The organism is Pseudomonas sp. D1HM, assembly GCF_019266105.1.
In the GTDB taxonomy this organism is placed as follows: Bacteria; Pseudomonadota; Gammaproteobacteria; order Pseudomonadales; family Pseudomonadaceae; genus Aquipseudomonas; species Aquipseudomonas taetrolens.
The window spans coordinates 1-24,330 of the sequence record NZ_LRMN01000016.1 but is presented as its reverse complement, the minus strand read 5'-3'; the positions used below and the strand labels follow the sequence as shown (position 1 = coordinate 24,330).

24 protein-coding genes are annotated in these 24,330 nt (G+C 57.5%); 11 read left to right on the top strand and 13 right to left on the bottom strand.

Annotated features, from left to right (window positions below):
* Positions 1 to 81: 81 nt before the first annotated feature.
* Positions 82 to 1,620, bottom strand: coding sequence for a murein biosynthesis integral membrane protein MurJ (gene murJ, locus AWM69_RS17230; protein WP_131652154.1), 1,539 nt, complete (start codon positions 1,618 to 1,620; stop codon positions 82 to 84).
* Positions 1,621 to 1,870: 250 nt separating this feature from the next.
* Here murJ and rpsT point away from each other — a divergent pair, with 250 nt between their 5' ends.
* Positions 1,871 to 2,149, top strand: coding sequence for a 30S ribosomal protein S20 (rpsT, locus tag AWM69_RS17225; protein WP_131652153.1), 279 nt, complete (start codon positions 1,871 to 1,873; stop codon positions 2,147 to 2,149).
* A 128-nt stretch (positions 2,150 to 2,277) separates the two neighbouring features.
* On the opposite strand, the gene AWM69_RS17220 is transcribed toward rpsT, so the two are convergent.
* The 5 genes from AWM69_RS17220 to rplU form a co-directional block, all read right to left on the bottom strand.
* Positions 2,278 to 2,739, bottom strand: coding sequence for a CreA family protein (locus AWM69_RS17220; protein WP_218727692.1), 462 nt, complete (start codon positions 2,737 to 2,739; stop codon positions 2,278 to 2,280).
* Between the two features lie 13 nt (positions 2,740 to 2,752).
* On the bottom strand, positions 2,753 to 3,871 hold the full coding sequence (proB, locus tag AWM69_RS17215) for a glutamate 5-kinase (RefSeq protein WP_048378460.1): 1,119 nt from the start codon (positions 3,869 to 3,871) through the stop codon (positions 2,753 to 2,755).
* Between the two features lie 124 nt (positions 3,872 to 3,995).
* Positions 3,996 to 5,222 carry an Obg family GTPase CgtA gene (gene cgtA, locus AWM69_RS17210; RefSeq protein WP_048378245.1) on the bottom strand — a complete coding sequence of 409 codons (1,227 nt, stop codon included), beginning with the start codon at positions 5,220 to 5,222 and terminating at the stop codon, positions 3,996 to 3,998.
* Positions 5,223 to 5,417: 195 nt separating this feature from the next.
* Complete coding sequence (rpmA, locus tag AWM69_RS17205; RefSeq protein ID WP_003443913.1) at positions 5,418 to 5,693, bottom strand: 50S ribosomal protein L27; 276 nt, start codon at positions 5,691 to 5,693, stop codon at positions 5,418 to 5,420.
* Between the two features lie 34 nt (positions 5,694 to 5,727).
* Positions 5,728 to 6,039 carry a 50S ribosomal protein L21 gene (rplU, locus tag AWM69_RS17200; protein ID WP_048378246.1) on the bottom strand — a complete coding sequence of 104 codons (312 nt, stop codon included), beginning with the start codon at positions 6,037 to 6,039 and terminating at the stop codon, positions 5,728 to 5,730.
* Positions 6,040 to 6,280: 241 nt separating this feature from the next.
* Between rplU and AWM69_RS17195 the strand changes: the two genes are divergently transcribed.
* The 3 genes from AWM69_RS17195 (at position 6,281) to AWM69_RS17185 (ending at position 8,321) form a co-directional block, all read left to right on the top strand.
* Positions 6,281 to 7,249: a polyprenyl synthetase family protein gene (locus AWM69_RS17195; protein WP_131652151.1), complete on the top strand. Its 969-nt coding sequence runs from the start codon at positions 6,281 to 6,283 to the stop codon at positions 7,247 to 7,249.
* Between the two features lie 240 nt (positions 7,250 to 7,489).
* The gene (locus AWM69_RS17190) at positions 7,490 to 7,831 is read left to right on the top strand and encodes a zinc ribbon domain-containing protein YjdM (RefSeq protein ID WP_048378248.1); all 342 of its coding nucleotides are present in this window, start codon (positions 7,490 to 7,492) and stop codon (positions 7,829 to 7,831) included.
* A gap of 217 nt (positions 7,832 to 8,048) precedes the next feature.
* Entirely contained in the window at positions 8,049 to 8,321 is a 273-nt protein-coding gene (locus AWM69_RS17185) for a hypothetical protein (protein ID WP_131652150.1), read from the top strand.
* A gap of 94 nt (positions 8,322 to 8,415) precedes the next feature.
* On the opposite strand, the gene AWM69_RS17180 is transcribed toward AWM69_RS17185, so the two are convergent.
* Both AWM69_RS17180 and AWM69_RS17175 read right to left on the bottom strand, forming a co-directional pair.
* On the bottom strand, positions 8,416 to 9,033 hold the full coding sequence (locus AWM69_RS17180) for an FKBP-type peptidyl-prolyl cis-trans isomerase (protein WP_131652149.1): 618 nt from the start codon (positions 9,031 to 9,033) through the stop codon (positions 8,416 to 8,418).
* 147 nt (positions 9,034 to 9,180) lie between these two features.
* Entirely contained in the window at positions 9,181 to 9,669 is a 489-nt protein-coding gene (locus AWM69_RS17175) for a TIGR00645 family protein (RefSeq protein WP_016779412.1), read from the bottom strand.
* A 142-nt stretch (positions 9,670 to 9,811) separates the two neighbouring features.
* On the opposite strand from AWM69_RS17175, the gene AWM69_RS17170 reads away from it, so the two are divergent.
* Positions 9,812 to 11,632, top strand: coding sequence for a hypothetical protein (locus AWM69_RS17170; protein ID WP_218727690.1), 1,821 nt, complete (start codon positions 9,812 to 9,814; stop codon positions 11,630 to 11,632).
* Here AWM69_RS17170 and AWM69_RS17165 read toward each other — a convergent pair.
* Complete coding sequence (locus AWM69_RS17165; RefSeq protein ID WP_131652147.1) at positions 11,629 to 11,946, bottom strand: hypothetical protein; 318 nt, start codon at positions 11,944 to 11,946, stop codon at positions 11,629 to 11,631. The two genes, AWM69_RS17170 and AWM69_RS17165, sit on opposite strands and share 4 nt — an antisense overlap.
* 216 nt (positions 11,947 to 12,162) lie before the next feature.
* Positions 12,163 to 14,601, bottom strand: a complete 2,439-nt coding sequence (locus tag AWM69_RS17160; RefSeq protein WP_131652146.1) for a Lon protease family protein — start codon at positions 14,599 to 14,601, stop codon at positions 12,163 to 12,165.
* Between the two features lie 273 nt (positions 14,602 to 14,874).
* Between AWM69_RS17160 and AWM69_RS17155 the strand changes: the two genes are divergently transcribed.
* The 5 genes from AWM69_RS17155 (at position 14,875) to AWM69_RS17135 (ending at position 18,640) form a co-directional block, all read left to right on the top strand.
* The gene (locus AWM69_RS17155) at positions 14,875 to 15,363 is read left to right on the top strand and encodes a DUF3015 domain-containing protein (RefSeq protein ID WP_131652145.1); all 489 of its coding nucleotides are present in this window, start codon (positions 14,875 to 14,877) and stop codon (positions 15,361 to 15,363) included.
* Between the two features lie 74 nt (positions 15,364 to 15,437).
* Positions 15,438 to 17,291: a DUF4105 domain-containing protein gene (locus AWM69_RS17150; protein WP_218727688.1), complete on the top strand. Its 1,854-nt coding sequence runs from the start codon at positions 15,438 to 15,440 to the stop codon at positions 17,289 to 17,291.
* A 16-nt stretch (positions 17,292 to 17,307) separates the two neighbouring features.
* On the top strand, positions 17,308 to 17,613 hold the full coding sequence (locus AWM69_RS17145) for a chorismate mutase (RefSeq protein ID WP_131652143.1): 306 nt from the start codon (positions 17,308 to 17,310) through the stop codon (positions 17,611 to 17,613).
* A 117-nt stretch (positions 17,614 to 17,730) separates the two neighbouring features.
* Complete coding sequence (locus tag AWM69_RS17140; protein WP_218727686.1) at positions 17,731 to 18,087, top strand: hypothetical protein; 357 nt, start codon at positions 17,731 to 17,733, stop codon at positions 18,085 to 18,087.
* A gap of 58 nt (positions 18,088 to 18,145) precedes the next feature.
* Positions 18,146 to 18,640, top strand: a complete 495-nt coding sequence (locus AWM69_RS17135) for a GreA/GreB family elongation factor (protein WP_218727685.1) — start codon at positions 18,146 to 18,148, stop codon at positions 18,638 to 18,640.
* Here the strand turns inward: AWM69_RS17135 and gdhA are convergent.
* Complete coding sequence (gdhA, locus tag AWM69_RS17130) at positions 18,637 to 19,974, bottom strand: NADP-specific glutamate dehydrogenase (RefSeq protein WP_131652140.1); 1,338 nt, start codon at positions 19,972 to 19,974, stop codon at positions 18,637 to 18,639. The two genes, AWM69_RS17135 and gdhA, sit on opposite strands and share 4 nt — an antisense overlap.
* Positions 19,975 to 20,235: 261 nt before the next feature.
* Positions 20,236 to 21,903: an energy-dependent translational throttle protein EttA gene (ettA, locus tag AWM69_RS17125; protein ID WP_218727683.1), complete on the bottom strand. Its 1,668-nt coding sequence runs from the start codon at positions 21,901 to 21,903 to the stop codon at positions 20,236 to 20,238.
* A gap of 457 nt (positions 21,904 to 22,360) precedes the next feature.
* Here ettA and glyA point away from each other — a divergent pair, with 457 nt between their 5' ends.
* Entirely contained in the window at positions 22,361 to 23,614 is a 1,254-nt protein-coding gene (gene glyA, locus AWM69_RS17120) for a serine hydroxymethyltransferase (protein ID WP_019824044.1), read from the top strand.
* Positions 23,615 to 23,706: 92 nt separating this feature from the next.
* Here the strand turns inward: glyA and AWM69_RS17115 are convergent, their stop codons facing one another.
* Positions 23,707 to 23,976 carry a short-chain dehydrogenase gene (locus AWM69_RS17115; RefSeq protein ID WP_218727682.1) on the bottom strand — a complete coding sequence of 90 codons (270 nt, stop codon included), beginning with the start codon at positions 23,974 to 23,976 and terminating at the stop codon, positions 23,707 to 23,709.
* Positions 23,977 to 24,330: the final 354 nt, after the last annotated feature.

Below are 24,330 nucleotides of genomic sequence, written 5' to 3'. Positions count from 1 at the left end.
CACACCCGGGCCTGTACGACAGGCAACAGAGCAAGGCAAATCAGTCAATGCGACAAAACAGACGTCTGACCGGTGATCGCCCTACATCAGAGACTTGCGGGCGAAGTCCTTCAAACGCAAGCCCAGCAGCAACAACATTCCGAAATAAGCCAGCACTCCGGCAACCACCAATCCGCCCAGGCGAATGAAACGCTCCAGCATATGGCCTTGATCCCACGCCGGCATCAACTGCATCAACCCCAGCAGAACCGCAGACATGACCGACACCGCCAGCACCAGCTTGAACAGGTACTTGGCCCAACCCGGCTGGGCGACAAACAGCTTTTGCTTGCGCAACTGCCAAAACAGCAGGCCCGCGTTGATGCACGCCCCCACGCTAATGGCCAAGGCCAGGCCGGCATGTTGCAACGGCACAATGAACACCAGGTTCAGCAGTTGCGTCATGACCAGCGTGAACACCGCGATTTTTACCGGGGTGCGAATATTCTGCTGGGCATAAAACCCTGGTGCCAGCACCTTGATCAGAATGATCCCGAGCAACCCGACGGAGTAGGCAATCAGTGCTCGCTGGGTCATAGCCGCATCCAGTGCGCTGAACTGACCGTACTGAAACAACGAAACCGTTAATGGCTCGGAGAGGATCGCCAGCGCCAGCGCGCACGGCAGCGCCAGCGCAAAGCACAGGCGCAGCCCCCAGTCGAGGATCCGCGAATACTCGTGACGGTCTTTGCTGGCATAGGTCTTGGACAGGACGGGCAACAGAATCGTCCCCAGCGCAACACCCAGTACCCCGGACGGCAATTCCATCAGGCGATCAGCGTAATACATCCAGGACACCGACCCAGCCACCAGAAATGAAGCGAATATCGTATTGATGATCAGCGAAATCTGGCTGACGGAAACCCCCAGGATGGCCGGCAACATCTGCTTCATGACCCGCCACACACCGGAGTCACGCAAATTGAGGCGCGGCAGCACCAGCATGCCGATTTTTTTCAAGTGCGGCAGCTGGAACAGCAGCTGGGCCAGCCCGCCGGCCAGCACCGCCCACCCCAACGCCATTACCGGCGGGTCAAAATAGGGTGTCAGGAACAACGCAAAAATAATCATGCTGACGTTAAGCAGGGTCGGCACAAAGGCCGGGACCGCAAAACGGTTCCAGGTATTGAGAATCGCCCCTGCCAGAGAAGACAGCGAGATCAGCAATATATAAGGGAACGTGACCCGCAACATGTCGCTGGTCAGCTGGAACTTCTCGGGAGTCGAAGCAAATCCTGGCGCCGTGGCCCATATGACCCACGGCGCGGCGACCATGCCCAGCGCGGTCACAATGGCGAGCACCAGCGTCAGCAAACCGGCTACGTAAGACACAAATGTACGTGTCGCCTCTTCACCCTGCTGGTTTTTGTACTCGGCAAGAATCGGTACAAATGCCTGCGAAAAAGCACCCTCAGCAAAGATCCTGCGCAACAGGTTGGGCAGTTTAAAGGCAATAAAGAACGCATCCGTGGCCATTCCCGCACCAAAGGCACGGGCGATAATGGTGTCTCGAACGAAGCCCAGGACCCTGGATATCATGGTGATTGAGCTGACGGCAGCCAACGACTTGAGCAAATTCATTGAAAGAGTTTTTGCCTATAAGAGAAAGAGCAGGCGAACAAAGCGCCCACTTATGCGATACTGCGCGCCGCAACAGCACAGAGCCAAGCTCGCGAGTTTACAGGTCAAGCGCCGGAAATAAATCTCCCGTCTACCTCGATCAACCACTCAGCGGATCGTATCAAACGCCCTTGACAAGAGATCCCGTCATCGGCATGATTCGCGGCCTATTTTGTTTGCTATTTCCCAAAGTCTTTCGAGGAGCTCGACGGTGGCCAACACACCTTCCGCCAAAAAACGTGCAAAACAGGCTGAGAAGCGTCGCAGCCACAACGCCAGCCTGCGTTCCATGGTTCGCACCTACATCAAGAATGTAGTTAAAGCCATCGACGCAAAAGACGCTGCTAAAGCGCAAGCTGCTTTTGTTCTGGCTGTACCTGTTATCGACCGTATGGCCGATAAAGGCATCATCCACAAGAACAAAGCTGCTCGCCATAAGAGCCGTCTGAATGGCCACGTCAAGGCGTTGAACCTTGCGACTGCCGCTTAAGCGTTAAGCTTTTTAAAAAGCCGACCTCAGGGTCGGCTTTTTAATGCCTGCGATTCAGCAATCGCCGACGGCCAGGCAAAAAAAAAGCTGCGACCGGATGACCCGTCGCAGCTTTTTTTGATCAACCGCTACTGTTTCGGCCACGGCAAGATCGGGATTGCCGTCACCGCATTCTGCGGGCTACCCTCGATCAAGCGATCGCTGTACACCAGATACACCAGCGTATTGCGCTTTTTGTCCAGGAAGCGCACCACTTGCATGGTTTTGAACACCAGCGACGTACGCTCCTTGAACACCTCTTCACCATCCTTCAAGTCGCCCTTGAAGCTGATCGGACCGATCTGACGACACGCCAGGGAAGCCTCGGCGCGATCCTCTGCCAGCCCCAACCCCCCTTTCATGCCGCCAGTCTTGGCGCGCGACAGGTAGCACGTAACCCCTTCCACCTTCGGATCATCAAAGGCCTCGACCACAATGCGGTCATTCGGGCCGACAAACTTGAAAACGGTCGACACCGTGCCGATCTCTTCAGCCGACGCCAGCAACGGGATTGCCAATACCAGGCCCAACACGCTTTTAATCAACCGCATGACCACCTCAATATCAAACCAGAATCAGATTATCGCGGTGAACCAGCTCAGGCTCCGCCATATAACCCAACAGACCGACAATCGCATCCGACGACTGCCCGATAATTTTTTGCGCTTCCTGGGCACTGTAGTTGGCCAGGCCGCGAGCAATCTCCCTACCGTCCGGCGCCACACACACCACCATCTCTCCGCGACGGAAGCCACCCTGAACCGCCTTCACCCCCACCGGCAACAAGCTTTTATTGCCTTTGGACAAAGCAACGACAGCCCCCTCGTCCAGCACCAGCGTGCCACGGGTTTGCAAATGACCGGCCAGCCACTGCTTGCGCGCCGCCAGCATGCCACGCTCAGGAGACAGCAAAGTGCCTAGCCGCTCACCCGCCTTGAGACGATCCAGTACGCGCTCCAGGCGCCCACCGACAATAATCGTATGAGCACCTGAACGCGCAGCCAGGCGCGCTGCACGCAACTTGGTCTGCATACCGCCACGCCCGAGCGCTCCCCCGGTGCCACCCGCCACCGCATCCAGCGCAGGATCGTCGGCTCGTGCCTCGTAGATCATTTTCGCATCAGGGTTATTGCGCGGATCAGCATCAAACATGCCGTCGCGGTCAGTCAGGATCACCAGCAAATCCGCCTCGACCAGATTGGCCACCAGCGCTGCCAGCGTATCGTTATCACCGAAACGGATTTCGTCAGTGACCACCGTGTCATTTTCATTGATGACCGGAATCACGCCCAACTCCACCAGCGCACGCAAGGTGCTGCGGGCATTCAGGTAACGCTTGCGATCAGACAGGTCATCATGGGTCAGCAAGATTTGCGCGGTGTGCCGAGAATGTTCGGCAAAGCTCGACTCCCAGGCCTGCACCAATCCCATTTGACCAATGGCCGCAGCGGCTTGCAGCTCATGCATGGCACTCGGTCGTACCGTCCAGCCCAAGCGGCTCATGCCTGCCGCCACCGCGCCCGAAGACACCAGCACCAGCTCAACGCCGGCCTCGTGCAAGGCCACCATCTGCTCGACCCAAACGCCCATCGCAGCGCGATCCAGGCCTTTACCATCCGCTGTCAGCAATGCGCTACCGATCTTTACGACCCAGCGCCGCGCACCCGTCACCTTGCTCCGCATCATCATCCAACCTATGCCTGAGGACGGCGCGACCGAGCGCCACCCATGGAATTATTTTTGATTACCGTTTCGTAGATGCTAAAACGCCGCTCTAGTGAGCGGCGCTGTAGTTTACTGCAACGAATCAGTCGCGGACGTAAATGATTTCCGGACCATCTTCATCATCAACATCTTCTTCGTCCCAGTCATCTTCACCGATGTCGTGGACGCTCTTCACGCCACTGCGACGCAGGGCACGCTTGTCATCCAGCGCCTGCAACTGCGCACGCGCCTCGTCTTCGATGCGCTGATCAAGCTCGGCCAGCTCTTCTTTGTAAGCCGGGTCATTGGCCAGACGGTCAGCACGGTCTTCCAGGTAACGCATGATGTCGTGACACAGCTTCTCTGTACCGATCTTGGCAATAGCCGAAATCACATACACAGGGCCAGTCCACTCAAGGCGATCAACCACTTCCTTGACCCGCGCATCATGCTCTTCCTGAGGCAACTGGTCGCATTTGTTCAGGATCAACCAGCGATCACGCTCAGCCAGGGACGGGCTGAACTTGGTCAGCTCATTCACGATGACTTCAGCGGTATCTGCAGCACTTTCAGTGCCTTCAACCGGAGCCATGTCCACGAGGTGCAACAACAGACGCGTACGCGCCAAGTGCTTGAGGAAGCGAATCCCGAGACCAGCACCGTCGGAAGCGCCTTCGATCAAGCCCGGAATATCGGCAATCACAAAGCTTTTCCAGCGATCAACACTGACCACACCCAGGTTAGGCACCAGGGTAGTGAACGGATAATCCGCCACTTTTGGCTTGGCTGCAGACACCGAGCGAATAAAGGTGCTTTTGCCCGCATTCGGCAAGCCCAGCAGACCCACGTCAGCCAGTACTTTCAATTCCAGTTTCAGGTCACGCTGCTCACCCGGCTTACCCGGAGTGGTCTGGCGTGGAGCCCGGTTAGTACTAGACTTGAAACGGGTGTTACCCAGACCGTGCCAGCCGCCATGCACAACCAGCAAACGCTGGCCAGCCTTGGTCAGGTCACCAATGATCTCCTGAGTACCGGCATCGATCACCGTCGTTCCGACCGGAACGCGCAGCACCATGTCTTCACCCTTGCGCCCCGTACAGTCGGCGCTGCCACCATTCGAGCCACGCTGGGCGTCGAAGTGACGGGTGTACCGGTAGTCAACCAGGGTGTTGAGGTTTTCGTCAGCGACCATGTAGATCGAGCCGCCATCACCACCATCACCACCGTTCGGACCACCATTTTCGATGAACTTCTCGCGACGGAAACTCATGCAACCGTTACCACCGTCGCCAGCTTTTACCTTGATCGATACTTCATCAACAAACTTCATAACAAAACGCCTCTCGTCATCAGGACGAGCCGATAAACACTAAGACATAAGACTCTTGCAAAAATGAGCGCAGCGACCTCAATCAACGACCGTTAAATCCAGCGCCAGCAGCCCATACAAACAGTTTTGCAAGAGACTCACCCCACAAACGAAAAAGCCCCGTCGCAAGACAGGGCTCTTCCAGCTACCAAGCTATTACGCCGCGACGACTGCAGTCTTCGGAACGATGCTTACATAGCGACGACCGAAGGCGCCTTTAACCTGGAACTTGATCACGCCTTCCACTTTCGCGAACAGGGTGTGATCTTTGCCCATACCAACGCCGTAGCCAGCGTGGAATTGGGTGCCGCGCTGACGCACGATGATGTTGCCCGGAATGATAGCCTGGCCGCCATACATCTTAACGCCAAGGCGTTTGGCTTCTGAGTCGCGACCGTTACGGGTACTACCACCAGCTTTTTTGTGTGCCATGAGTCAATTCTCCTAGTGAGGAATTAGGCTGAAATTAAGCCTGAATACCGGTGATTTTGATCTCGGTGTACCACTGGCGGTGGCCCATACGCTTCATGTGGTGCTTACGACGACGGAACTTGATGATGCGGATCTTGTCGTGACGACCTTGGGAAATCACTTCAGCCACTACGGTAGCGCCAGGAACAACTGGTGCGCCGATGTTTACGTCATCGCCATTGCCAACCAACAAAACGCGATCAAAAGTAACGGATTCGCCAGTAGCGATTTCCAGTTTCTCGATCTTCAGGTATTCACCTGGTGCTACTTTGTACTGCTTACCACCGGTAACGATTACTGCGTACATGGTATTTCTCCGATAATCCTGCTCACCCAGCGCTTTATAGGTAAAGGTATTGGCTGGCATGGCTGCATGGGGCTGGAACGGCCCAAGTGCAATTGCGTAAGGCAGGTGCTGCCCAGGAAGTTCAGGGTGCGCGATTGTACGCAAGGCAAGTCAGGGTTGCAAGGGGCCGTCCATCTCGCCTTGACAGGCCCAGCCCCCCGACCTAGCATGCCGCGCAACCCTTCTGGAGCACCTGTCGCTGATGCAACCCCAAGCTTTCTACCACGCGGTGGCGGACGATTTTAGCGCCGTAGACTGCATCATCAAGAAGCAGCTGACTTCCCGCGTACCGCTGGTTTCAAAAATCGGCGACTACATCACCTCGGCCGGCGGCAAGCGTCTTCGTCCTTTATTAGTGTTGCTGTGTGGTAAGGCCCTGGGCCGCGAAGGCGACGATATGCGTCTGCTCGCCGCGACCATTGAGTTCCTGCATACCGCCACCCTGCTGCACGATGACGTGGTCGACATGTCGGGCATGCGCCGTGGCCGTAAAACCGCTAACGCCACGTGGGGCAACGCGCCAAGCGTACTGGTCGGCGACTTCCTGTACTCGCGCTCATTCGAGATGATGGTTGAGCTAGGCTCGATGCCAGTGATGAAAATCCTGTCGCAAGCCACTCGCATCATTGCGGAAGGTGAAGTACTGCAGCTGTCCAAGGTTCGTGACGCCAGCACTACTGAAGAAACCTACATGGAAGTGATTCGCGGCAAAACCGCGATGCTTTTCGAGGCTTCGACCCACAGTGCGGCTGCCCTGGCTGGCGCAACTGCGCAGCAGAGCGAAGCCTTGCGCACCTTTGGCGATCACCTGGGTGTGGCTTTCCAGCTGGTGGACGACCTGCTCGACTACCGCGGCGACGCCGAAACCCTGGGCAAGAACGTCGGTGACGATCTGGCAGAAGGCAAACCGACACTGCCACTGATCTACACCATGCGCGAAGGCACTCCGGAACAAGCAGCCCTGGTACGCAAAGCCATCCAGAAAGGCGGCATTGAAGACCTCGAAAGCATTCGCGACGCCGTGGAATCTTCCGGCGCCCTGGATTACACCGCCCAGTTGGCCCGGGATTACGTAGCCCGCGCAATTGAATGCCTGGAAACGCTGCCACCGAGCCAGTACCGCGATGCACTGGTCGAGCTGAGCGAATTTGCAGTGGCCCGTACGCACTGAGTTTGCACACGACCTGTAGCCGCTGCCGAAGGCTGCGTTCGGCCATGAAGCGGTCGTCAACCCTGAGCATGCGGTGTATCTGATACACCGCGATATCTGACCCTGCGGCGGCTTCGCCGCCGGACGCAGCCTCGTACCCCGGCAGCGGCTACGGGTCGGCCACAACCGCGAATCCCCCCCTTCCCGCTAAAACCCTATACAATACGCGCCTTTAGCCATCCTGCCCCTTAAGGAGCTTTAGTGAGCACGTTGCCACCCTGCCCAAAATGCAATTCCGAGTACACCTACGAAGACGGCACTCAGCTGATCTGTCCGGAATGCGCCCATGAGTGGTCCGCCAGCGGCGACGCTGAAGTCGACACTGACGTCAAAGTCTACAAAGACTCTGCAGGCAATGTTCTGGTCGACGGCGACACCATCACCGTGATCAAGGACCTGAAAATCAAAGGCACTTCACTGGTGGTCAAAGTGGGTACCAAGGTCAAAAACATTCGCCTGTGTGATGGCGACCACGATATCGACTGCAAAATCGACGGTATCGGCCCGATGAAGCTCAAGTCCGAGTTCGTCCGCAAGGTCTGATTCTGCTGCATTCCTTCCTGCGCCCGGCGTAGGAAGGTGCTGTACTGCTCGCCTCCCCCCGCTACGCTCCCGCCAAATTGCCTCCGCGATCTCAAAAAGCCAGCCCTCTTGACCTGCAGCAGCTCTTGCGCGGAAAAACCGGAAATCTGCCAATAGGCACTTGCTATTAATTGAATAAGAATTATTCTCATTGATATTCATCAAGGAGATGACGACCATGACTTATTTAATTGATGCCTGGCTGGACCGTCCACATCCCTATCTGCGAATCCTCCATCGGGAAACCGGAGAAGTCTGCGCAGTACTGGAAGAAGAAGCCCTCAACGAGCTACAGGATCAGGGGGATCTGGATTTTTCGGGACTTAACTCAAGCGAACCGTTGGTGCTCAAGGAGCTGGTGCGCAATTTGTTTCTGTTTTGCTATGCCCGGGCATTGCGCCCCGTCGGCACCACTGACACTCACGAGCATCACGCCAAAATAGAACTATGAAGCTCCCTTCAGGGAAGCGGGCCTGGCGATGCAGACGACTTCATGTCGCCCCCATCGCCAGTACACCCGCGACCACCGTTAAAGCGCTGCGTTCTTACAGAACGTCCAGCAGCTCAACGTCGAACACCAGCACGCTGTGCGGAGCAATGCTGCCAACGCCTTGAGCGCCGTAAGCCAGTTCGCTCGGCACGTAGATGCGCCATTTGCTGCCGGCATTCATCAGTTGCAGGGCTTCGGTCCAGCCAGCGATCACGCCACCAACCGGGAATTCGGCAGGCTGGCCACGATCGTAGGAGCTGTCAAAGACAGAACCGTCGATCAGGGTGCCGTGGTAGTGAACACGTACAGTGTCCTCACGGGATGGCTTGGCGCCTTCGCCCGCAGTAACCACTTCAAATTGCAGGCCCGAAGCCAGAGTGGTGATGCCGTCTTTCTTGGCGTTTTCGGCCAGGAAAGCCTTGCCTTCACCTGCAGCAGCTTCTGCTTTGGCGGCGGCTTCAGCTTGCATGATCTCGCGGATCACTTTGAAGCTGGCAGACAGCTCTTCCTGACCTACACGGCTCGGCTGACCTGCGAAAGCGTCAGTCAGGCCGGCCAGGATTGCATCCAGGCTCACGCCCGGTGGCGGGTTGTCGCGCAGCTGGTCACCCAGCTGGCGGCCAATGCCGTAGCTGACACGGGTTTCGTCGGTCGACAGATTTACTTCGGACATAACACTGCTCCGCTGTGGGGTATCCAGGAAAAGCCGTCTTTCAACCGCCAGCCCCGAACACCCTGAACCAAAAAAGGGCGAGCAGACTACCACAGCCCCCAAAGCCTTCGCAGCCCGGGATCGTGTACACGCCGCCCTGTAGATGCATCAGTGCTTGGTCAGCTTGTCCAGGTAACCCATCGCAAACGCGGACACCACAAAAGTCATATGAATGATCACGTACCACATCAGGTACTCGGTCTCGATGTTGCGTGCATCCATGAAGACCCGCAGCAGATGGATTGAGGAGATGGCCACAATCGACGCCGCCACTTTCATTTTCAGCGACGTGGAGTCCATGGTGCCCAACCAGCTGAGCTTCTCTTTGTGCTCATCGATATCCAGTTGCGAGACGAAGTTCTCGTAGCCTGAAATCATCACCATGACCAGCAAACCGCCCACCAGCGCCATGTCGATCAGCGACAGAATGACCAGAATCAAGTCCGACTCGGTTAATGCAAACACGTTGGGGATAACGTGAAACACTTCCTGAAAGAACTTCAACGCCAGCGCCAGCAGGCCCAGCGATAGCCCGAAGTAGATGGGCGCCAAAATCCAGCGCGAGGCATACATTGCGTTTTCGATAAAGCGTTCCATTGAATCTCACAGGACGTATAAAAATGGGCGCGAGTATATCAGTGAGAAAACCGCATAGAGAAAGTCTTGGAAACAGCCGGTAAAAACATTTTCTGCTAGTGTCCTCTTTCTCAGCACCGCTTACGGACAGGAAAACTCAACAATGGATCTGCGTCTCCCCTTGGCGTGTCTCGGGATTTCAATGGCTCTGCTCGTCACGAGCGGCTGCTCCCCCGACGACAAACACCCGCAGGCCAGCCTGGAAGAAAGGACCGCAGCGTTCGAAAAGAGCCTCGACACCCTTCAGGATCCGCAACTGAAAGATGCCGTCGCCGAGTTGGGGGGCTCACTGTTATTGCTGGAGCGTGCGCGCCTAAAATTGCAAGACATGCCGATCCAGACCGAATACGGCGAGGATGACCTTGCATTGCTCAAGCATTACCCCGACAGCCAGGCCCTGAGCGATACCTATATCAACGGCCTGTTTATCCTGCGCAGAAACAACAGCTCCGATTATCTGACCGATCTAGAGCCCGTCTTCCCATTTTCCTCCAGCAGCGCTTCCGAGTTTCCATTCCCCCATACCCTGGAATGGCAGTCCGTAACCCTGAGCAATCAACAAGTGGTGCCCTTTCAGAACGAGTGGTCTGAAACCGATCCAGGCATACAGCTCAGCCCCTCCAGCGCCAACGTGAGCAATCCGGATGACCTGACCATCGCCTACCCCTTTACCGACGGGGTAGAAATCCAGAACAGCCAGCAGCCTCAGCCCGTGATGCTGCAGGGTACCGTCGAGGTGGTGGCACCGGCTAACGTGGTCCATTTCAACCTGACCGCCAACGACGTGGGCCATACCCGCACAGAAGGCACGATCAGCGTGACCTTGCTCGCACTGGGTAACAACTTTGCGGAAGTCGAGATCGCCAACAGCGCACCAGTGGCCGAGCAAGTGCGCGATCTGCCGCTTGACCCTCTGATCATCCAGGCGCGCGACACTTCCGGACAGTTCCTGTCGCGCGCAGGTGCTATCAACCAGAACGCCGAACAACTTGCGTTTTATCAGCAGCAACTGGCCCGGATGCTCAAACAGACCGAATGGAGCGCCACCTTCGCTCAGCAACTGGATGACGAACAACAGGCGTTTGAACGCAAGCACCCGGGGCAGTACAGCAAGGTGTATTTCAAAGGTGCCATCGAACAGCTCGACGTCAGCGTGCTCGATTTTTCCAGGGCTGACATCACCCGCAAGGCGCTTAAGCTGCCCGTACACCGACTCGACAAAGCAATGACAGGGAAAGAGATTGGGCTGTTGCCGATCCCTGTGGTGGTGTACGACGATCAGGCCGCCAACTACCTGAAAGATGCCGCTCTGGACCCCGAGCACCTGAAACGGCAGGTGGTGATCATCCAGTCGGTCGAGGATGCCAGCGCCGCCACGCTTGAGTTCACCCATCCCGCTACGTTCAATGACGAACTGCTCGGAACACTGCCTGAAACATCCATCGCGCCTGTCACCTTCTTCGCCGAAGATGAAAACGGCACGCGCAGCGAACCTCTGGAGTTGCCTGCGGAGGCCTTTGATATCGATCCGGAAACCGGGGTGATCACTTACGACCTCAATCTGTTCCCGGAAACACCGGCGTATGCGGTCGGCTCAATGCCCATGTATATCGCTGCCATTGATAAAAAAACGCTGGAGGTAGCCCATCTACCCAAGGGCCTTGAGCTCAAAGGCAATGCACTGGTGGTTGACCAGACGCTATTCCCTTCCGAGGCCTGGCGTTTTTATGCAAAAGACGCCACCGGCAACTACCTGAAGGAAGCCCTCGCCGTAAGCCACAGCGCTGAGCCACACGGGCCGCCCCTGTTCGATGTGCATTACTTTTATGGCCAGCCGACTCAGTTTGAAAGCTACACACGCACTGACCTGACGCCTGTTCAATACGGCTTCGAGGTCAAGCTGGACAAGGTCCCTGCTGATTAACGCGAGGCGCGGCAACGCCCGCTGTTGAGCTGCCGCAACTGGGCCTGCACATGCAGGCACCAGATTTGCGGGTCGTCCGCCAACTGATAGCCGTGCAATGTCAGGTTTTCAACAATCGAATCGAGAATGGTTTCAGCCACGAACGGGCCAGGAAAAGGGCCTTGAGACTTGATCGTAGTCGGTTGCTCACCGGCCAGTCCTGCTGCGAAAAGCAGCGTCCACATCCCCGTGTTGCCTGCCAGCGGGCGAATGCTGCATTCAATTCGCGTCACCAGGCCCAGGCACTGCCGGGTAAGAGAAAGGTTGCGCGACATGGCGGCGACCCTCTAGATCCTGTCTTCAGCCACACTGCGGGCTGTATCGTTCCAGTGACGACAGTGGATGTCCTTGAGCTGAGAATAGAAGAATTTTCTGACAACGCCATGTTTTACGACGGCTGCTACAGGATGCCCTCGAACCTGTAGCAGGTGACGAGTAGAACGAGGCTACGTCGCTCAGCTCGACCACTGCTACAAACAGTCACGTTAGCGTTACGCTGGTTTTGCCGCGGCCAGGGCCTCGGCAGCCAGCTCTTTCTCTGCTTCCTTGAGGTCGTCGTCGCTGATCATTTCGGCAATCACTCGCAGTCGTTCCACCACCCGGGCATTGACGCTGCCCTCAGGGAACTGGCCTTCAGCATCCGGTTCACCGGCAGGTTCACCGACCAGCAGGCTCAAGGCTTCGTCTGCCTGGCGTACGGCGTACACATGAAACTTGCCCGCCCGCACCGCCTGCAGCACTTTTTCGTCAAGCATCAAGGTCGCCACGTTGGCTTGCGGGATGATTGCACCCTGCTCGCCTGTAAGACCTCGTGCTTCGCACAGCCGGAAGAAGCCTTCGATTTTTTCGTTGACCCCGCCTACGGCCTGGACTTCGCCAAACTGGTTGATCGAGCCGGTGATTGCAAAGCATTGCTTGAGCGGTGTTTTCGACAGCGCCGAAATCAGCGTACAGGCCTCGCCCAGCGATGCGCTGTCGCCATCGACGTAACCGTACGATTGCTCCAGCGCGATGCTGGCCGAAATCGCCAACGGAAACTCCTGGGCGTAACGGCTGCCCAGGTACCCGGTCAGGATCATCACGCCCTTGGAGTGAATCGGCTGCCCGAGGTTGACCTCACGTTCAATGTCGACAATACCGCTGCCGCCCGGGTACACCGTGGCCGAGATCCGCGCCGGTACACCGAACGCCGAATCGCCGACTTCCAGCACGGTCAGGCCGTTGCATTTGCCCACCGCTGCACCGTCGGTATCAATCAGGATGATGCCGGCCAGCATGTCGTCGAGAATCCGCGCCGACACGCGTCCGGTCCGCGTAGCCTTGGCCTTGAGGGCGCGCTCGATGTGCCCGGCGTCGGTCATCTCATCGTTGGCCAGATGGCGAATGAAGTCGGCTTCACTGACCAGCTGGAACAAGTCACCGATACGCGCCGATAAACGCCCCTGATGCTCGGCCAGACGTGCACTGTAGGTCGCCAGACGCGCAACGGCGTCAGCGGTCAACGGTGCCATGCCTTCTTCGCAGGTGCGTGTGGTCAGCAACTGAGCGAACTGCTCGAGGCTTTCATCGACCATCGGGATGTCTTCATCGAAGTCCACCAGCACCCGGAACATCTCCTGGAAATCCGGATCCAGGTCTTGCAGCGTGTAATACAACTGACGCGCACCGATGATGACCACCTTCACCTGCAGCGGGATCATTTCCGGGCTCAGTGTCACGGTGGCCAGTCGGCCCATTTCACCGAGCGGCGACTCCATTTTCAGTTTTCGCGATTGCAGGGCGCGCTTAAGGGCGTCCCATACGAAAGGCTCGCTCAGCATCTTTTCGGCTTCAAGAATCAAAAAGCCGCCATTGGCGCGGTGCAAGGCGCCGGGACGCAGCTGACGATACGTGGTGTAGAGCGCGCCTTGATCAGTGCTGTACTCAATACGGCCAAACAGGTTGTCGTAGGTCGGATGCGGTTCGAAAACGACCGGCGCGCCCCCACTCATGGGCTGGCCAACCACCAGGCTTGGCAGGTATTGCTCTTCGAGCAACTTGCGCGCCTGGGCATCGGTCTTGCTGTCTTCAACCAGTTGCTCGACCACGGTTTTCAGCAAGTAGACCTGCATCGCCTGCAAGTAACCGCACACCGCAGCATTTTCGGCGTACTTGTTCGACAACGGCGCCAGCAACGGTTGCAAAGCCAGCGTGATGGTTTCTTCGTTCAACTGGCGCAGCTGATTGTTTGACTCGCGCTTCCACTGCGGCAAGCTGGCCAGCTCTTCGTTCAGGCGCTCTTCAAGCGCTGAAATATCCTCATGGAAGCGCTCACGCTCTTCCTCGGGCAGTTGCGAGAACTCGGCTTCATCCAGCGCCTTGCCATCACTCATGGGGGTGAAGGCCACGTTGCTGCTGTCGCGGTAGAGCGCAACGCCTTTTTCCAGGGCCAAACGCTCGATCACATCCAGGGCGCGGTCGTAACGTTGATTGAAACCTCGATCGATGGCGCTTTTACGCTGTTGATACGTCGGGTGTTCAAACACGGCAGGAAAGGTCGCCAGCAGATTATCGATCAGGCCATTGATGTCGCCGATAAAAGCGCCCGCTGAACTGGCGGGCAGTTCCAGGGCACGCGGCTCGCGAGGCTCATCGAAATTATTGACATAGACCCAGTCGCTCGGCGACGTCAGGCGCTTGCCTTCCGCCTTGAGGTAGCGTTTGACGAACGAAAAGCGACCCGTACCCGGCTCGCCCATGACAAATACGTTGTAACCCGGACGCGGCATGGCCACGCCGAACTGCAAGGCTTCGACCGCACGTTCCTGGCCGAGAATGCCGCGAAAGGGTTCCAAATCATTGGTGGTAGAGAAGCTGAACTGTTCAGCGGAGAACGGACGGGTTAGCGCGTCAGGCGCTAGACGCAAGCTGGCAGCAACAGAATCAGGCATCGGGCTTCCTTACATCGGGCGGGGCAGATGGCAGCATTCTGGCGCTGGCCGTATACCACTGGCAAGGCGCACAACACGTGAAAAGCCAGAGCCCCGCATTTACGGGCCAAAAAAGACTTCGTTTGATGAATGTTTTACAAAAAAACACGGAACCCGCCGATCGTGCCTAGACTCCTACTTGTTACGCGGCTGGAAGTGATAACTGGCCCGTACTGGCGCGGTAAGGCCAGACACCCTTGTCCATTGGTTGCATACACATAGAGAACACAGCTTATGAAACGGATTCTTCTCGGTACTCTCTTTACTGTTGTTTCCCTCAATGCCATGGCGCAAGCACCAGGTGGCCCGAACTGCGGTTGGGGCAACATGCTGTTTGACGGCCAGCGCGGAACCCCTGCCCACTTCCTGGCTTCGACCACCAACGGCACGTCCGGCAACGCTACCTTCGGTATGACTTCAGGCACCAACGGTTGCACCACCAAGGACGCACTGACCTACGGCGGCAAATCGTGGATTGCCATGAATGGCATGATCAACGAACTGTCCGAAGACATGGCCAAAGGCAATGGCGAAGCACTGACCACCTACGCTGTTGTGCTGGGTGTCGCCCCTGAAGACCGTGCTCATTTCGCCGCGGTCACCCATGAGCACTTCCAGCAAATCTTCAGCAAGGCCGATGTAACGGCTGAAGATGTGCATGCCAACACACTGGCTATCCTCAAAGGCGATGCTCGCCTGGCCAAGTACGCCACCGCTGCGTAAATGAGACCTGCCCGCTCCTCCGGGAGCGGGTATTCTCGAGCTTCATCTCCATTGTCTGACAACAGTTGCCCACCATGCTCAAACGCCTTGCCTACCTGGCGCTCTGTGCCTGTACCCCGCTGTATGCCGCACCTCAAATCGACAATCATCGTTTGCAGCAGTTGGCCAATGATCCTTTCTGGATCTCTCTCGGGCATTACGAGGCCGGCAAGCTGGGCGGCTGGCGCAGCTATGTCAGCGATGACAAATTCTTTCTTGCCCCCGACGGCGCTCATCACCCGGATGCCGAATTGCGTGCCACGGTCGACGCGTTGTATTCACCCCTGAGCCTTGGGGACAAACACCCGCAATGCGTCTACCCGGCCCGCACCCGCTGGCTCAAGGATCAGTTGAACCTGACCGGCCTGCCCAAGGCCGAATGCGCAGAGTTCAGCCAATGGTTCAAGGATGTGGCGCCCCACAGTACGGTGATGATTTTCCCGGCGGCCTATCTCAATAGCCCGTCGTCAATGTTTGGCCATACGTTATTGCGCATCGATCAGGCCGACGTACAAAGCAACAAGACCTCCCTGCTCAGCTACGCGATCAACTTCGGAGCCTATATCGAAGGTTCCGACAACAGCATCCTGTACGCCTGGAAAGGCTTGGCAGGCGGGTATCCCGGTCTGTTCGCCCTGGTGCCCTATCAGGAGAAGCTCTCGGAGTACCGCAGCCTCGAGAACCGCGACCTCTGGGAATACAGGCTGAATCTGACCCCCGAAGAAACCCGGCGCATGGTCGAGCATGTGTGGGAGTTGAAGCAGATCAAGTTCGACTATTTTTTCTTCGACGAAAACTGCTCGTATCGCCTGCTCGAACTGCTGCAAGTAGCACGCCCCGGCTTGCAACTGACCAGCCAGTTCCCGTTGACCGCCATTCCTACCGACACTGTCAAAGCGGTCAAGGAAGCCGGCCTTGTCGAAAGCATCGAGTACCGCCCTTCGCGCGAACGCGAACTGCTGGATCGTGCCAAAGCACTGGATCCTGAAGAACAACAATGGGTCTTGCAGGTCAGCGCGGATCAAACCCAATTGCAAAACCCGACGTTCAAGGCGCTGCCCAAAGACCGCCAGGCGTTGATCATCGATGCTGCTTATCGTCTTGAGCGCTATCGGGCCAATGGCCTTGAGCGCGATACGTCACGCTCACAACGCAGCTTTGAACTGCTGCGGGCGATCAACCAGAACCCTGCGCCCGAATTACAGGTCGAACAGCCCGAACTCCCGGAAAACGGCCACGAGTCCCGCACCTGGCAACTGGGCGCCGGCAGCCGTGACGATACGGCGTTTGCCGAGTACGGCCTGCGCATGGCCTACCACGACCTGAACGACAACAGCCCGGGCTTCCCGCTGGGCGCACAAATTGAAATCCTGCAGCTCAAACTTCGCCAGTACGAAGGTAATCATTGGCAAGTTCAGCAGCTTGATCTGGCCAACATCCGCTCGTTGACCCCGCGCAACGACTTGCTCAAACCCTGGTCATGGCAAGTGGGAGGCGGCCTGGAGCGCGTACTGGGCAAGCATGGCGATGAAACACTCGTCACCCACGTCAACGGCGGCGCAGGTGGAACCTGGCAGTTGGGCGAAAACCTGCTGGGTTTTGCCTTGGGAACCCTGCGCGTGGAGCACAACAATGACTTCGCCGCCTTTGTGTCCCCGGCTGCCGGCTTCAACACCGGCCTGCTGTGGCGCAACCCTGTGGGTAACTTGAGCCTGGAAGCCAAGGGCGACTATTTCGCCAACGGTGAAATCCGGCGCAGTATCAGTTTGAATCAGCAGTGGGAAATCTCGCGAAACCTGGGTCTACGAGTGAGCGCAGAACGGGCATTCAGCCACTTTGCATCCCCGGTCAACGAGGTGATGCTGGAACTGAAGTGGTATCACTATTAAATGGAGTTGTCAGAACATGGCCGTTAACTGCACATCCCTTGAGCAAGTCCGTGAGCACATCGACGGGCTTGATCGCAAAATCGTCAGCCTGATCGCCGAGCGTGGCGCTTACGTCTCGCAAGCCGCAGGCTTCAAAAAAGACAGCGAAGCCGTGAAAGCCCCGCAGCGGGTTGAGCAGGTCATTGCCAAGGTGAGGTCATTGGCACAAGAACTGGGGGCCAATGCGGGCGTCACCGAAAGCGTCTACCGCGCCATGATCGCGGCTTTCATCCAGCAGGAACTGGCCGAGCATTCCGCGTTGCAGGCCGATCAAGCCGGCTGAACTGACAGGGCGGGTGCAGAGCACTATGCGCGCCATTTCTACAGGGTTCTGACAGAAGTTTCACAGGTCCACACCTAAGCTCATTTCACAGGCCGTCTGACGGTGCGGGAGGTGTTTATGTGGCAAGTCAGGATGTTGCTGGTAACGCTGATTGCGCTCACCGGGTGTCAGTCCACCCACGAAACACTGCTGGCCAACGGCTATCCTCCCGCCTACGCCGACGGCTTTGATGCGGGATGCAGTAGCGGCCGACAAGCCGCCGGCGTCATCAGCGGCGAATTCAAGAAAGATGTCCCGCGCTACCTCAAGGATCCCACTTACGCACAAGGTTGGGAGGATGGCTTCCGCCAGTGCAAGTCCCTGCGTGAGAGCGAAGAGCTCAATGACTATCAGGAACGGCACCTGGATCAGCGCGAACGTGACTGGCAGCACGAAAAAGATCAGGACGCCGGCCGAGCCTATCGCGCCAAATAATCTGAACGCCGCGCCCTGAACAGGCTCTCAATCCTATGGATCCTATGGAGTTGCTGCCATGAGCCGCGCGTTTGTGAACGAAGACAATGCCGCTGACCAGGCCAATGCCCCCATTGAGCGACAGGTCAGTGACCAGCCCAACTATGTCACCGCCAGTGGTCTGGCGCAGTTGCAAGCCCGAGTGCGTGAGCTGCAGCGTCTGCACAGCGAAGAGTCTGCCCGCCAGGATGCTGCCGACAAACAGCGCTTAGCCGACCTCGAGCGCGACTTGCGTTATTTCAATCAACGCCTGAAAAGCGCCCACGAAGTCGCCCCGGCGTCCTCGACGCAGACCGTGCAGATTGGGAGTTGGGTGACCTATGCCGATGACCAGGGCCATGAACAGCGGGTGCAGCTGGTGGGTGAAGATCAGGCCGATGCGGCCCGCGGGCTGATCAATTGGGGCTCGCCCTTGGGTCGCGCACTGCTGGGTGCGCAACCGGGCGACGAAGTGCTGTGGGTACGACCTGCCGGGGACCAGCAGGTCGAAATCATCAGGATTGAGCCGGCTTAAACCACACCCTGAGCCAGCATCGCATCAGCCACTTTGACGAAGCCCGCGATATTGGCGCCTTTTACATAGTTGACCCGACCGTTTTCTTCGCCGTAATGCACGCACGCGTGGTGGATCGACTGCATGATGTTGTGCAACTTGCTGTCGACTTCACCTGCGGTCCACAACAGGCGCATGGCGTTTTGCGACATTTCCAGGCCGCTCACCGCAACGCCACCGGCATTGGACGCCTTGCCCGGGGCAAACAGAATGCCAGCCTCGATAAACAGATCGACTGCCTCAAGGGTGGTCGGCATATTCGCGCCTTCGGCTACGCACACGCAGCCATTGCTCAGCAGCGTACGCGCGGCCTCGGCATCCAGCTCGTTCTGAGTGGCGCACGGCAGGGCGATGTCACACGCCAGGTTCCATGGGTGCTGACCGGCCAAAAACTCCAGGCCAAACTGCTCGGCCAACTGGCTGATACGGCCACGCTTGACGTTTTTCAGGTCCATCAGCGCCAGCCATTGCTCTTCGTTCAACCCCGCTTCGCAATACAACGTGCCTTCGGAGTCCGACAGCGAAATCACCTTGGCGCCCAGGTCCATGACCTTGCGAGCCGCGTATTGCGCCACATTGCCCGAGCCCGAAATGGCCACGCGCTTGCCATCAATGCGCTGGCCGCTGCGCTTGAGCATTTCCTGAGCGAAGTACACGCACCCGAACCCGGTGGCTTCCGGACGAATCAGGCTGCCGCCGTAGCTCATGCCCTTGCCGGTCAACACTGACGTGAACTGATTGCTCAGACGCTTGTACTGACCAAACATGAAGCCGATTTCCCGTGCGCCAACACCGATATCGCCCGCAGGCACGTCGACGTCAGAACCGATGTGACGATACAGCTCGCTCATGAAGGCCTGGCAGAAACGCATGACCTCTGCGTCGCTCTTGCCCTTGGGATTGAAGTCCGAACCACCTTTGCCGCCGCCCATAGGCAACGAGGTCAGGGAGTTCTTGAAGGTTTGCTCAAAAGCCAGGAACTTCAGCACACCCAGGTTCACTGACGGATGGAAACGCAGCCCGCCCTTGTAAGGGCCAATGGCGCTGTTCATCTGGATCCGGAAACCGCGGTTGACCCGCACTTTCCCTTCGTCATCGACCCACGACACGCGGAACACAATCGCACGCTCAGGTTCACAGATACGCTCAAGAACCCCTGAGTTCAGATAATGCGGATTGGCCTCAAGAAAGGGCCAAAGACTACGCAATACTTCTTCCACGGCCTGGTGGAATTCAGGCTGGTCCGGGTCGCGTTTTTTCAGGCGGGATAGGAACTGGTCGACGGATTCGATCATGGGGAAGTCTCGGCAAATTTGTTGTCGTTAAACGGAGATTGGCCAGAACTCTATCAATTCATGTCGCACCGCGACAGCGCAAAATGTCGCAGTTATGAATTTAAATGGTGCTTATATATAAATTGAGTCGATTTGCAGATGCTTTGCGCACCATAAAAGTGATTTTTGTACCCAGTTTTGCACCATCAAGAGCGCAGCCAAAAACCTGCGCCCAACAAAAAACGGAGCCCGAAGGCTCCGTTTTTTTGCTGCTTACCGGCCTTACTGGGCCAGTTTTTTGTGACGCACACGGTGCGGCTGGTTAGCCGCTTCGCCGAGGCGTTTTTTACGGTCGGCTTCGTACTCGGTGTAGTTGCCTTCAAAGAAGACCGCTTGCGAGTCGTCTTCGTACGCCAGGATGTGAGTCGCGACACGGTCCAGGAACCACCGATCGTGAGAGATCACAATGGCAGCGCCAGGGAAGTCCAGCAGCGCCTCTTCGAGCGAACGCAAGGTCTCAACGTCAAGGTCGTTGGACGGTTCGTCGAGCAGCAGCACGTTGGCGCCCTCTTTCAAGGTCAGGGCCAGGTGCAGGCGACCCCGCTCACCACCGGACAGGTCCTTGACGAACTTCTGCTGGTCGCCACCTTTGAAGTTGAAGCGGCCCACGTAGGTACGCGACGGGATTTCATAGTTGCCGATGCGAATGACATCGGAACCATCAGAAATTGCCTGGAATACCGTCTTGCTGCCATCCAGGTCGTCACGGCTCTGGTCCACGCATGCCAGTTGCACGGTTTCACCGATTTCGATGCTGCCCGAATCCGGTTGCTCCTTGCCCATCAGCATGCGGAACAGAGTGGATTTACCGGCACCGTTACCACCGATCACGCCCACGATCGCGCCTTTAGGCATGGCGAACGACAGGTTGTCGATCAGCACGCGATCGCCATAACCCTTGGACACGTTCTTGAACTCGATAACCTTATCACCCAGGCGCGGACCGGCCGGGATGTAGATTTCGTTGGTTTCGCTGCGCTTCTGGAATTCCTGCGATTGCAGTTCTTCGAAGCGTTGCAGACGGGCCTTGGATTTGGACTGACGCGCCTTGGCACCCTTGCGAACCCATTCCAGCTCGTCTTTCATGGCCTTTTCATGGGCCGACTGCTGCTTGGACTCGGCGGCCAGACGATCGGACTTGGCTTCCAGCCAACCCGAATAGTTGCCCTCGTAAGGAATACCCGCACCGCGGTCGAGTTCCAGAATCCAGCCCGCGACGTTATCCAGGAAGTAACGGTCGTGCGTAATCGCAACCACGGTACCCGGGAAGTCGTGCAGGAAGTGCTCCAGCCAGGCGACGGAATCGGCGTCCAGGTGGTTGGTCGGTTCGTCGAGCAACAGCATGTCCGGGGCCGACAGCAGCAGGCGGCACAAGGCCACACGACGCTTCTCACCACCCGACAGGTGTTCAACCTTGGCATCCCAGGCCGGCAGACGCAGCGCATCGGCCGCGACTTCGAGCTGGCGCTCCAGGTTGTGCCCGTCGCTTGCCTGCAGGATCGATTCCAGCTTGGCCTGTTCTGCCGCCAGCTTGTCGAAGTCGGCATCCGGGTCGGCGTATTCGGCGTAAACCTGGTCCAGACGCGCTTGAGCGTCCTTGATCACGCTAACGGCTTCTTCCACCACTTCGCGTACGGTTTTGGTTGGGTCCAGCTGCGGCTCTTGCGGCAAGTAGCCGATGTTCAAGTCCGGCATCGGGCGGGCTTCGCCGTCGAACTCGGTGTCGACGCCAGCCATGATCTTCAACAGGGTTGATTTACCCGAGCCGTTCAGGCCGAGGACGCCGATTTTGGCGCCCGGGAAAAATGACAGGGAGATGTTTTTCAGGATTTCCCGCTTCGGCGGAACAACTTTGCTCAGCCGATGCATGGTGAATACGTATTGAGCCATGGAGAACCTAGCGTCAGTGACTGGTGAATAAGGCGCGAGCGCTGCCCGGGTCAGGCCATAGCAGTAAGTCAGCGATTGATGGTGATCAATCGCTGCTCGCAGAAAAAGCCTGAGTGTAGGAGCTCCGGAGGGTGTTCTCAATGAGTTCCCCCCGCTTGGGCGTGGAAACTCATTGAGAATGCCCCCACTGCCCCGCGTAACCGGCAAAGCTACCTTAATGCGTTGAACAGGGCAAACCAGCGCAGACCAAGCGTCAACCGGCAGGCTCACCGCCCGCCCGATCTCACCCGACGACCTCTCGCAAGAGCCCTCGGGCCAAAGCTCCGGGCTGCCCGAACCCGCTTGAGCCGCCTTTCAATTTGAATCATCTGTGCCGTGAATCGCTTTCATATGCCAGATAAAACCCATTGAGTTAGAATGCCCTCCTTTTCTGCCCCCCCGATCCTTGAGGACCGCCATGTTCAGCCGTGATTTGACACTTGCCAAGTTCGACGCCGACCTTTTTGCCGCCATGGAGCAAGAAGCTCAGCGCCAGGAAGAACACATTGAGCTGATCGCTTCGGAAAACTACACCAGCCCAGCGGTCATGGAAGCTCAAGGCTCGGTACTGACCAACAAGTACGCCGAAGGTTATCCAGGCAAGCGTTACTACGGCGGCTGCGAATACGTCGACGTGGTTGAGCAACTGGCCATCGACCGTGCAAAAGAGCTGTTCGGCGCCGATTACGCCAACGTTCAGCCTCACGCCGGTTCCCAGGCCAACAGCGCTGTCTACCTGGCCCTGCTGTCGGCTGGCGACACCATCCTGGGCATGAGCCTGGCCCACGGCGGTCACTTGACCCACGGCGCCAGCGTTTCGTCCTCGGGCAAGCTGTACAACGCCATCCAGTACGGCATCGACGCCAACGGCCTGATCGACTACGACGAAGTCGAGCGCCTGGCGGTTGAGCACAAGCCGAAAATGATCGTGGCCGGCTTCTCTGCCTACTCGCAGATCCTCGACTTCCCGCGTTTCCGCGCAATCGCTGACAAAGTAGGCGCCTACCTGTTCGTCGACATGGCTCACGTAGCCGGTCTGGTCGCTGCAGGCGTTTACCCGAACCCGGTTCCGTTTGCTGACGTGGTCACCACCACCACCCACAAAACCCTGCGCGGCCCACGTGGCGGCCTGATCCTGGCCAAAGCCAACGCCGACATCGAGAAAAAGCTGAATTCGGCTGTTTTCCCGGGTTCGCAAGGCGGCCCGCTGGAGCACGTCATCGCCGCCAAGGCCGTGTGCTTCAAAGAAGCCCTGCAACCTGAGTTCAAGGCTTACCAGCAACAAGTGGTGAAGAACGCCCAGGCCATGGCCTCGGTATTCATCGAGCGTGGTTTTGACGTGGTTTCGGGCGGTACTGAAAACCACCTGTTCCTGCTGTCGCTGATCAAGCAGGACATCTCGGGTAAAGATGCTGACGCCGCACTGGGCAAAGCGTTCATCACCGTGAACAAAAACTCCGTACCGAACGATCCACGTTCCCCGTTCGTGACCTCCGGCCTGCGTTTCGGCACCCCGGCTGTCACCACTCGCGGCTTCAAAGTCGAAGAGTGCCGTGAACTGGCCACCTGGATCTGCGACATCCTGGCTGACATCAACAACGAAGCCGTTATCGACGCCGTTCGCGAGAAAGTCAAAGCCATCTGCGCCAAGCTGCCTGTTTACGGCAACTGAGTGTAAATAGCTGAATAAAAAGCCCGGCTCTTGAGCCGGGCTTTTTTGTGGCCAACTTTTGTAGCCGCTGACGAGGCATAACAATCGCAGCCTTACCTGGGCTGCAAACGCCAGCCCAACACGTTCAGCAAGTCGCAGCCGTCGCGCAGCAAGAGCATGGCGGTGGTGGACAGGTGTTTGAGGTCAACAGCGTCCGCCTCTTGAACGTCACGACTGGAAAAGGTTTCCATGAGTTGGGTCACGGCCAGTACACGGGCAGTGGCGTTGGCGTGCAATACGTCGAGGGGAACGTTGCGGTCGATCAGTAAGGCGGGGATGGTGCAGTCGATTGCGGTGAGCGGTATGAATGGTGAATTAGTCATAAGTAAATCTCTTGGGTATAGAGTTTGAGCCATCTGTTTTCGTCGCCAAACGAAAACAGGTGGCCGCTGTACGCGGGTTGGCGAACCGGTGTACCCAAGAATCCCCGGCAGATCCGAAGATCTCCCACGTACAACTGCCATAAAGCACAGCGAGCAAAATACACGCTCAGCCATATTTAGCAATTGGGCAGTACTCTTGGGTAACTCCAGGTCGCCAAACCCGGCCGCCCTTTTGGGCGAGCGCTGACTATAGGCGCCGTCATGATCGTGCAGCAATTGGCAAAGCTGTGCGAAGTATCCTGAAAACCCGTGGGGTCTCAGCGACTCAAAAAAACCCTCACCCCAACCCTCTCC

What these genes read in the sequence shown, in the direction of transcription:
- glyA (WP_019824044.1), top strand. Translation starts at nt 22,361, where the DNA reads ATGTTCAGCCGTGATTTGACACTTGCCAAGTTCGACGCCGACCTTTTT.
- AWM69_RS17160 (WP_131652146.1), bottom strand. Translation starts at nt 14,601, where the DNA reads ATGCCTGATTCTGTTGCTGCCAGCTTGCGTCTAGCGCCTGACGCGCTA.
- AWM69_RS17135 (WP_218727685.1), top strand. Translation starts at nt 18,146, where the DNA reads ATGAGCCGCGCGTTTGTGAACGAAGACAATGCCGCTGACCAGGCCAAT.
- AWM69_RS17140 (WP_218727686.1), top strand. Translation starts at nt 17,731, where the DNA reads ATGTGGCAAGTCAGGATGTTGCTGGTAACGCTGATTGCGCTCACCGGG.
- AWM69_RS17175 (WP_016779412.1), bottom strand. Translation starts at nt 9,669, where the DNA reads ATGGAACGCTTTATCGAAAACGCAATGTATGCCTCGCGCTGGATTTTG.
- AWM69_RS17185 (WP_131652150.1), top strand. Translation starts at nt 8,049, where the DNA reads ATGACTTATTTAATTGATGCCTGGCTGGACCGTCCACATCCCTATCTG.
- AWM69_RS17180 (WP_131652149.1), bottom strand. Translation starts at nt 9,033, where the DNA reads ATGTCCGAAGTAAATCTGTCGACCGACGAAACCCGTGTCAGCTACGGC.
- proB (WP_048378460.1), bottom strand. Translation starts at nt 3,871, where the DNA reads ATGCGGAGCAAGGTGACGGGTGCGCGGCGCTGGGTCGTAAAGATCGGT.
- AWM69_RS17195 (WP_131652151.1), top strand. Translation starts at nt 6,281, where the DNA reads ATGCAACCCCAAGCTTTCTACCACGCGGTGGCGGACGATTTTAGCGCC.
- AWM69_RS17145 (WP_131652143.1), top strand. Translation starts at nt 17,308, where the DNA reads ATGGCCGTTAACTGCACATCCCTTGAGCAAGTCCGTGAGCACATCGAC.
- ettA (WP_218727683.1), bottom strand. Translation starts at nt 21,903, where the DNA reads ATGGCTCAATACGTATTCACCATGCATCGGCTGAGCAAAGTTGTTCCG.
- AWM69_RS17155 (WP_131652145.1), top strand. Translation starts at nt 14,875, where the DNA reads ATGAAACGGATTCTTCTCGGTACTCTCTTTACTGTTGTTTCCCTCAAT.
- AWM69_RS17220 (WP_218727692.1), bottom strand. Translation starts at nt 2,739, where the DNA reads ATGCGGTTGATTAAAAGCGTGTTGGGCCTGGTATTGGCAATCCCGTTG.
- murJ (WP_131652154.1), bottom strand. Translation starts at nt 1,620, where the DNA reads ATGAATTTGCTCAAGTCGTTGGCTGCCGTCAGCTCAATCACCATGATA.
- rplU (WP_048378246.1), bottom strand. Translation starts at nt 6,039, where the DNA reads ATGTACGCAGTAATCGTTACCGGTGGTAAGCAGTACAAAGTAGCACCA.
- AWM69_RS17165 (WP_131652147.1), bottom strand. Translation starts at nt 11,946, where the DNA reads ATGTCGCGCAACCTTTCTCTTACCCGGCAGTGCCTGGGCCTGGTGACG.
- AWM69_RS17170 (WP_218727690.1), top strand. Translation starts at nt 9,812, where the DNA reads ATGGATCTGCGTCTCCCCTTGGCGTGTCTCGGGATTTCAATGGCTCTG.
- AWM69_RS17150 (WP_218727688.1), top strand. Translation starts at nt 15,438, where the DNA reads ATGCTCAAACGCCTTGCCTACCTGGCGCTCTGTGCCTGTACCCCGCTG.
- AWM69_RS17115 (WP_218727682.1), bottom strand. Translation starts at nt 23,976, where the DNA reads ATGACTAATTCACCATTCATACCGCTCACCGCAATCGACTGCACCATC.
- cgtA (WP_048378245.1), bottom strand. Translation starts at nt 5,222, where the DNA reads ATGAAGTTTGTTGATGAAGTATCGATCAAGGTAAAAGCTGGCGACGGT.
- gdhA (WP_131652140.1), bottom strand. Translation starts at nt 19,974, where the DNA reads ATGATCGAATCCGTCGACCAGTTCCTATCCCGCCTGAAAAAACGCGAC.
- rpmA (WP_003443913.1), bottom strand. Translation starts at nt 5,693, where the DNA reads ATGGCACACAAAAAAGCTGGTGGTAGTACCCGTAACGGTCGCGACTCA.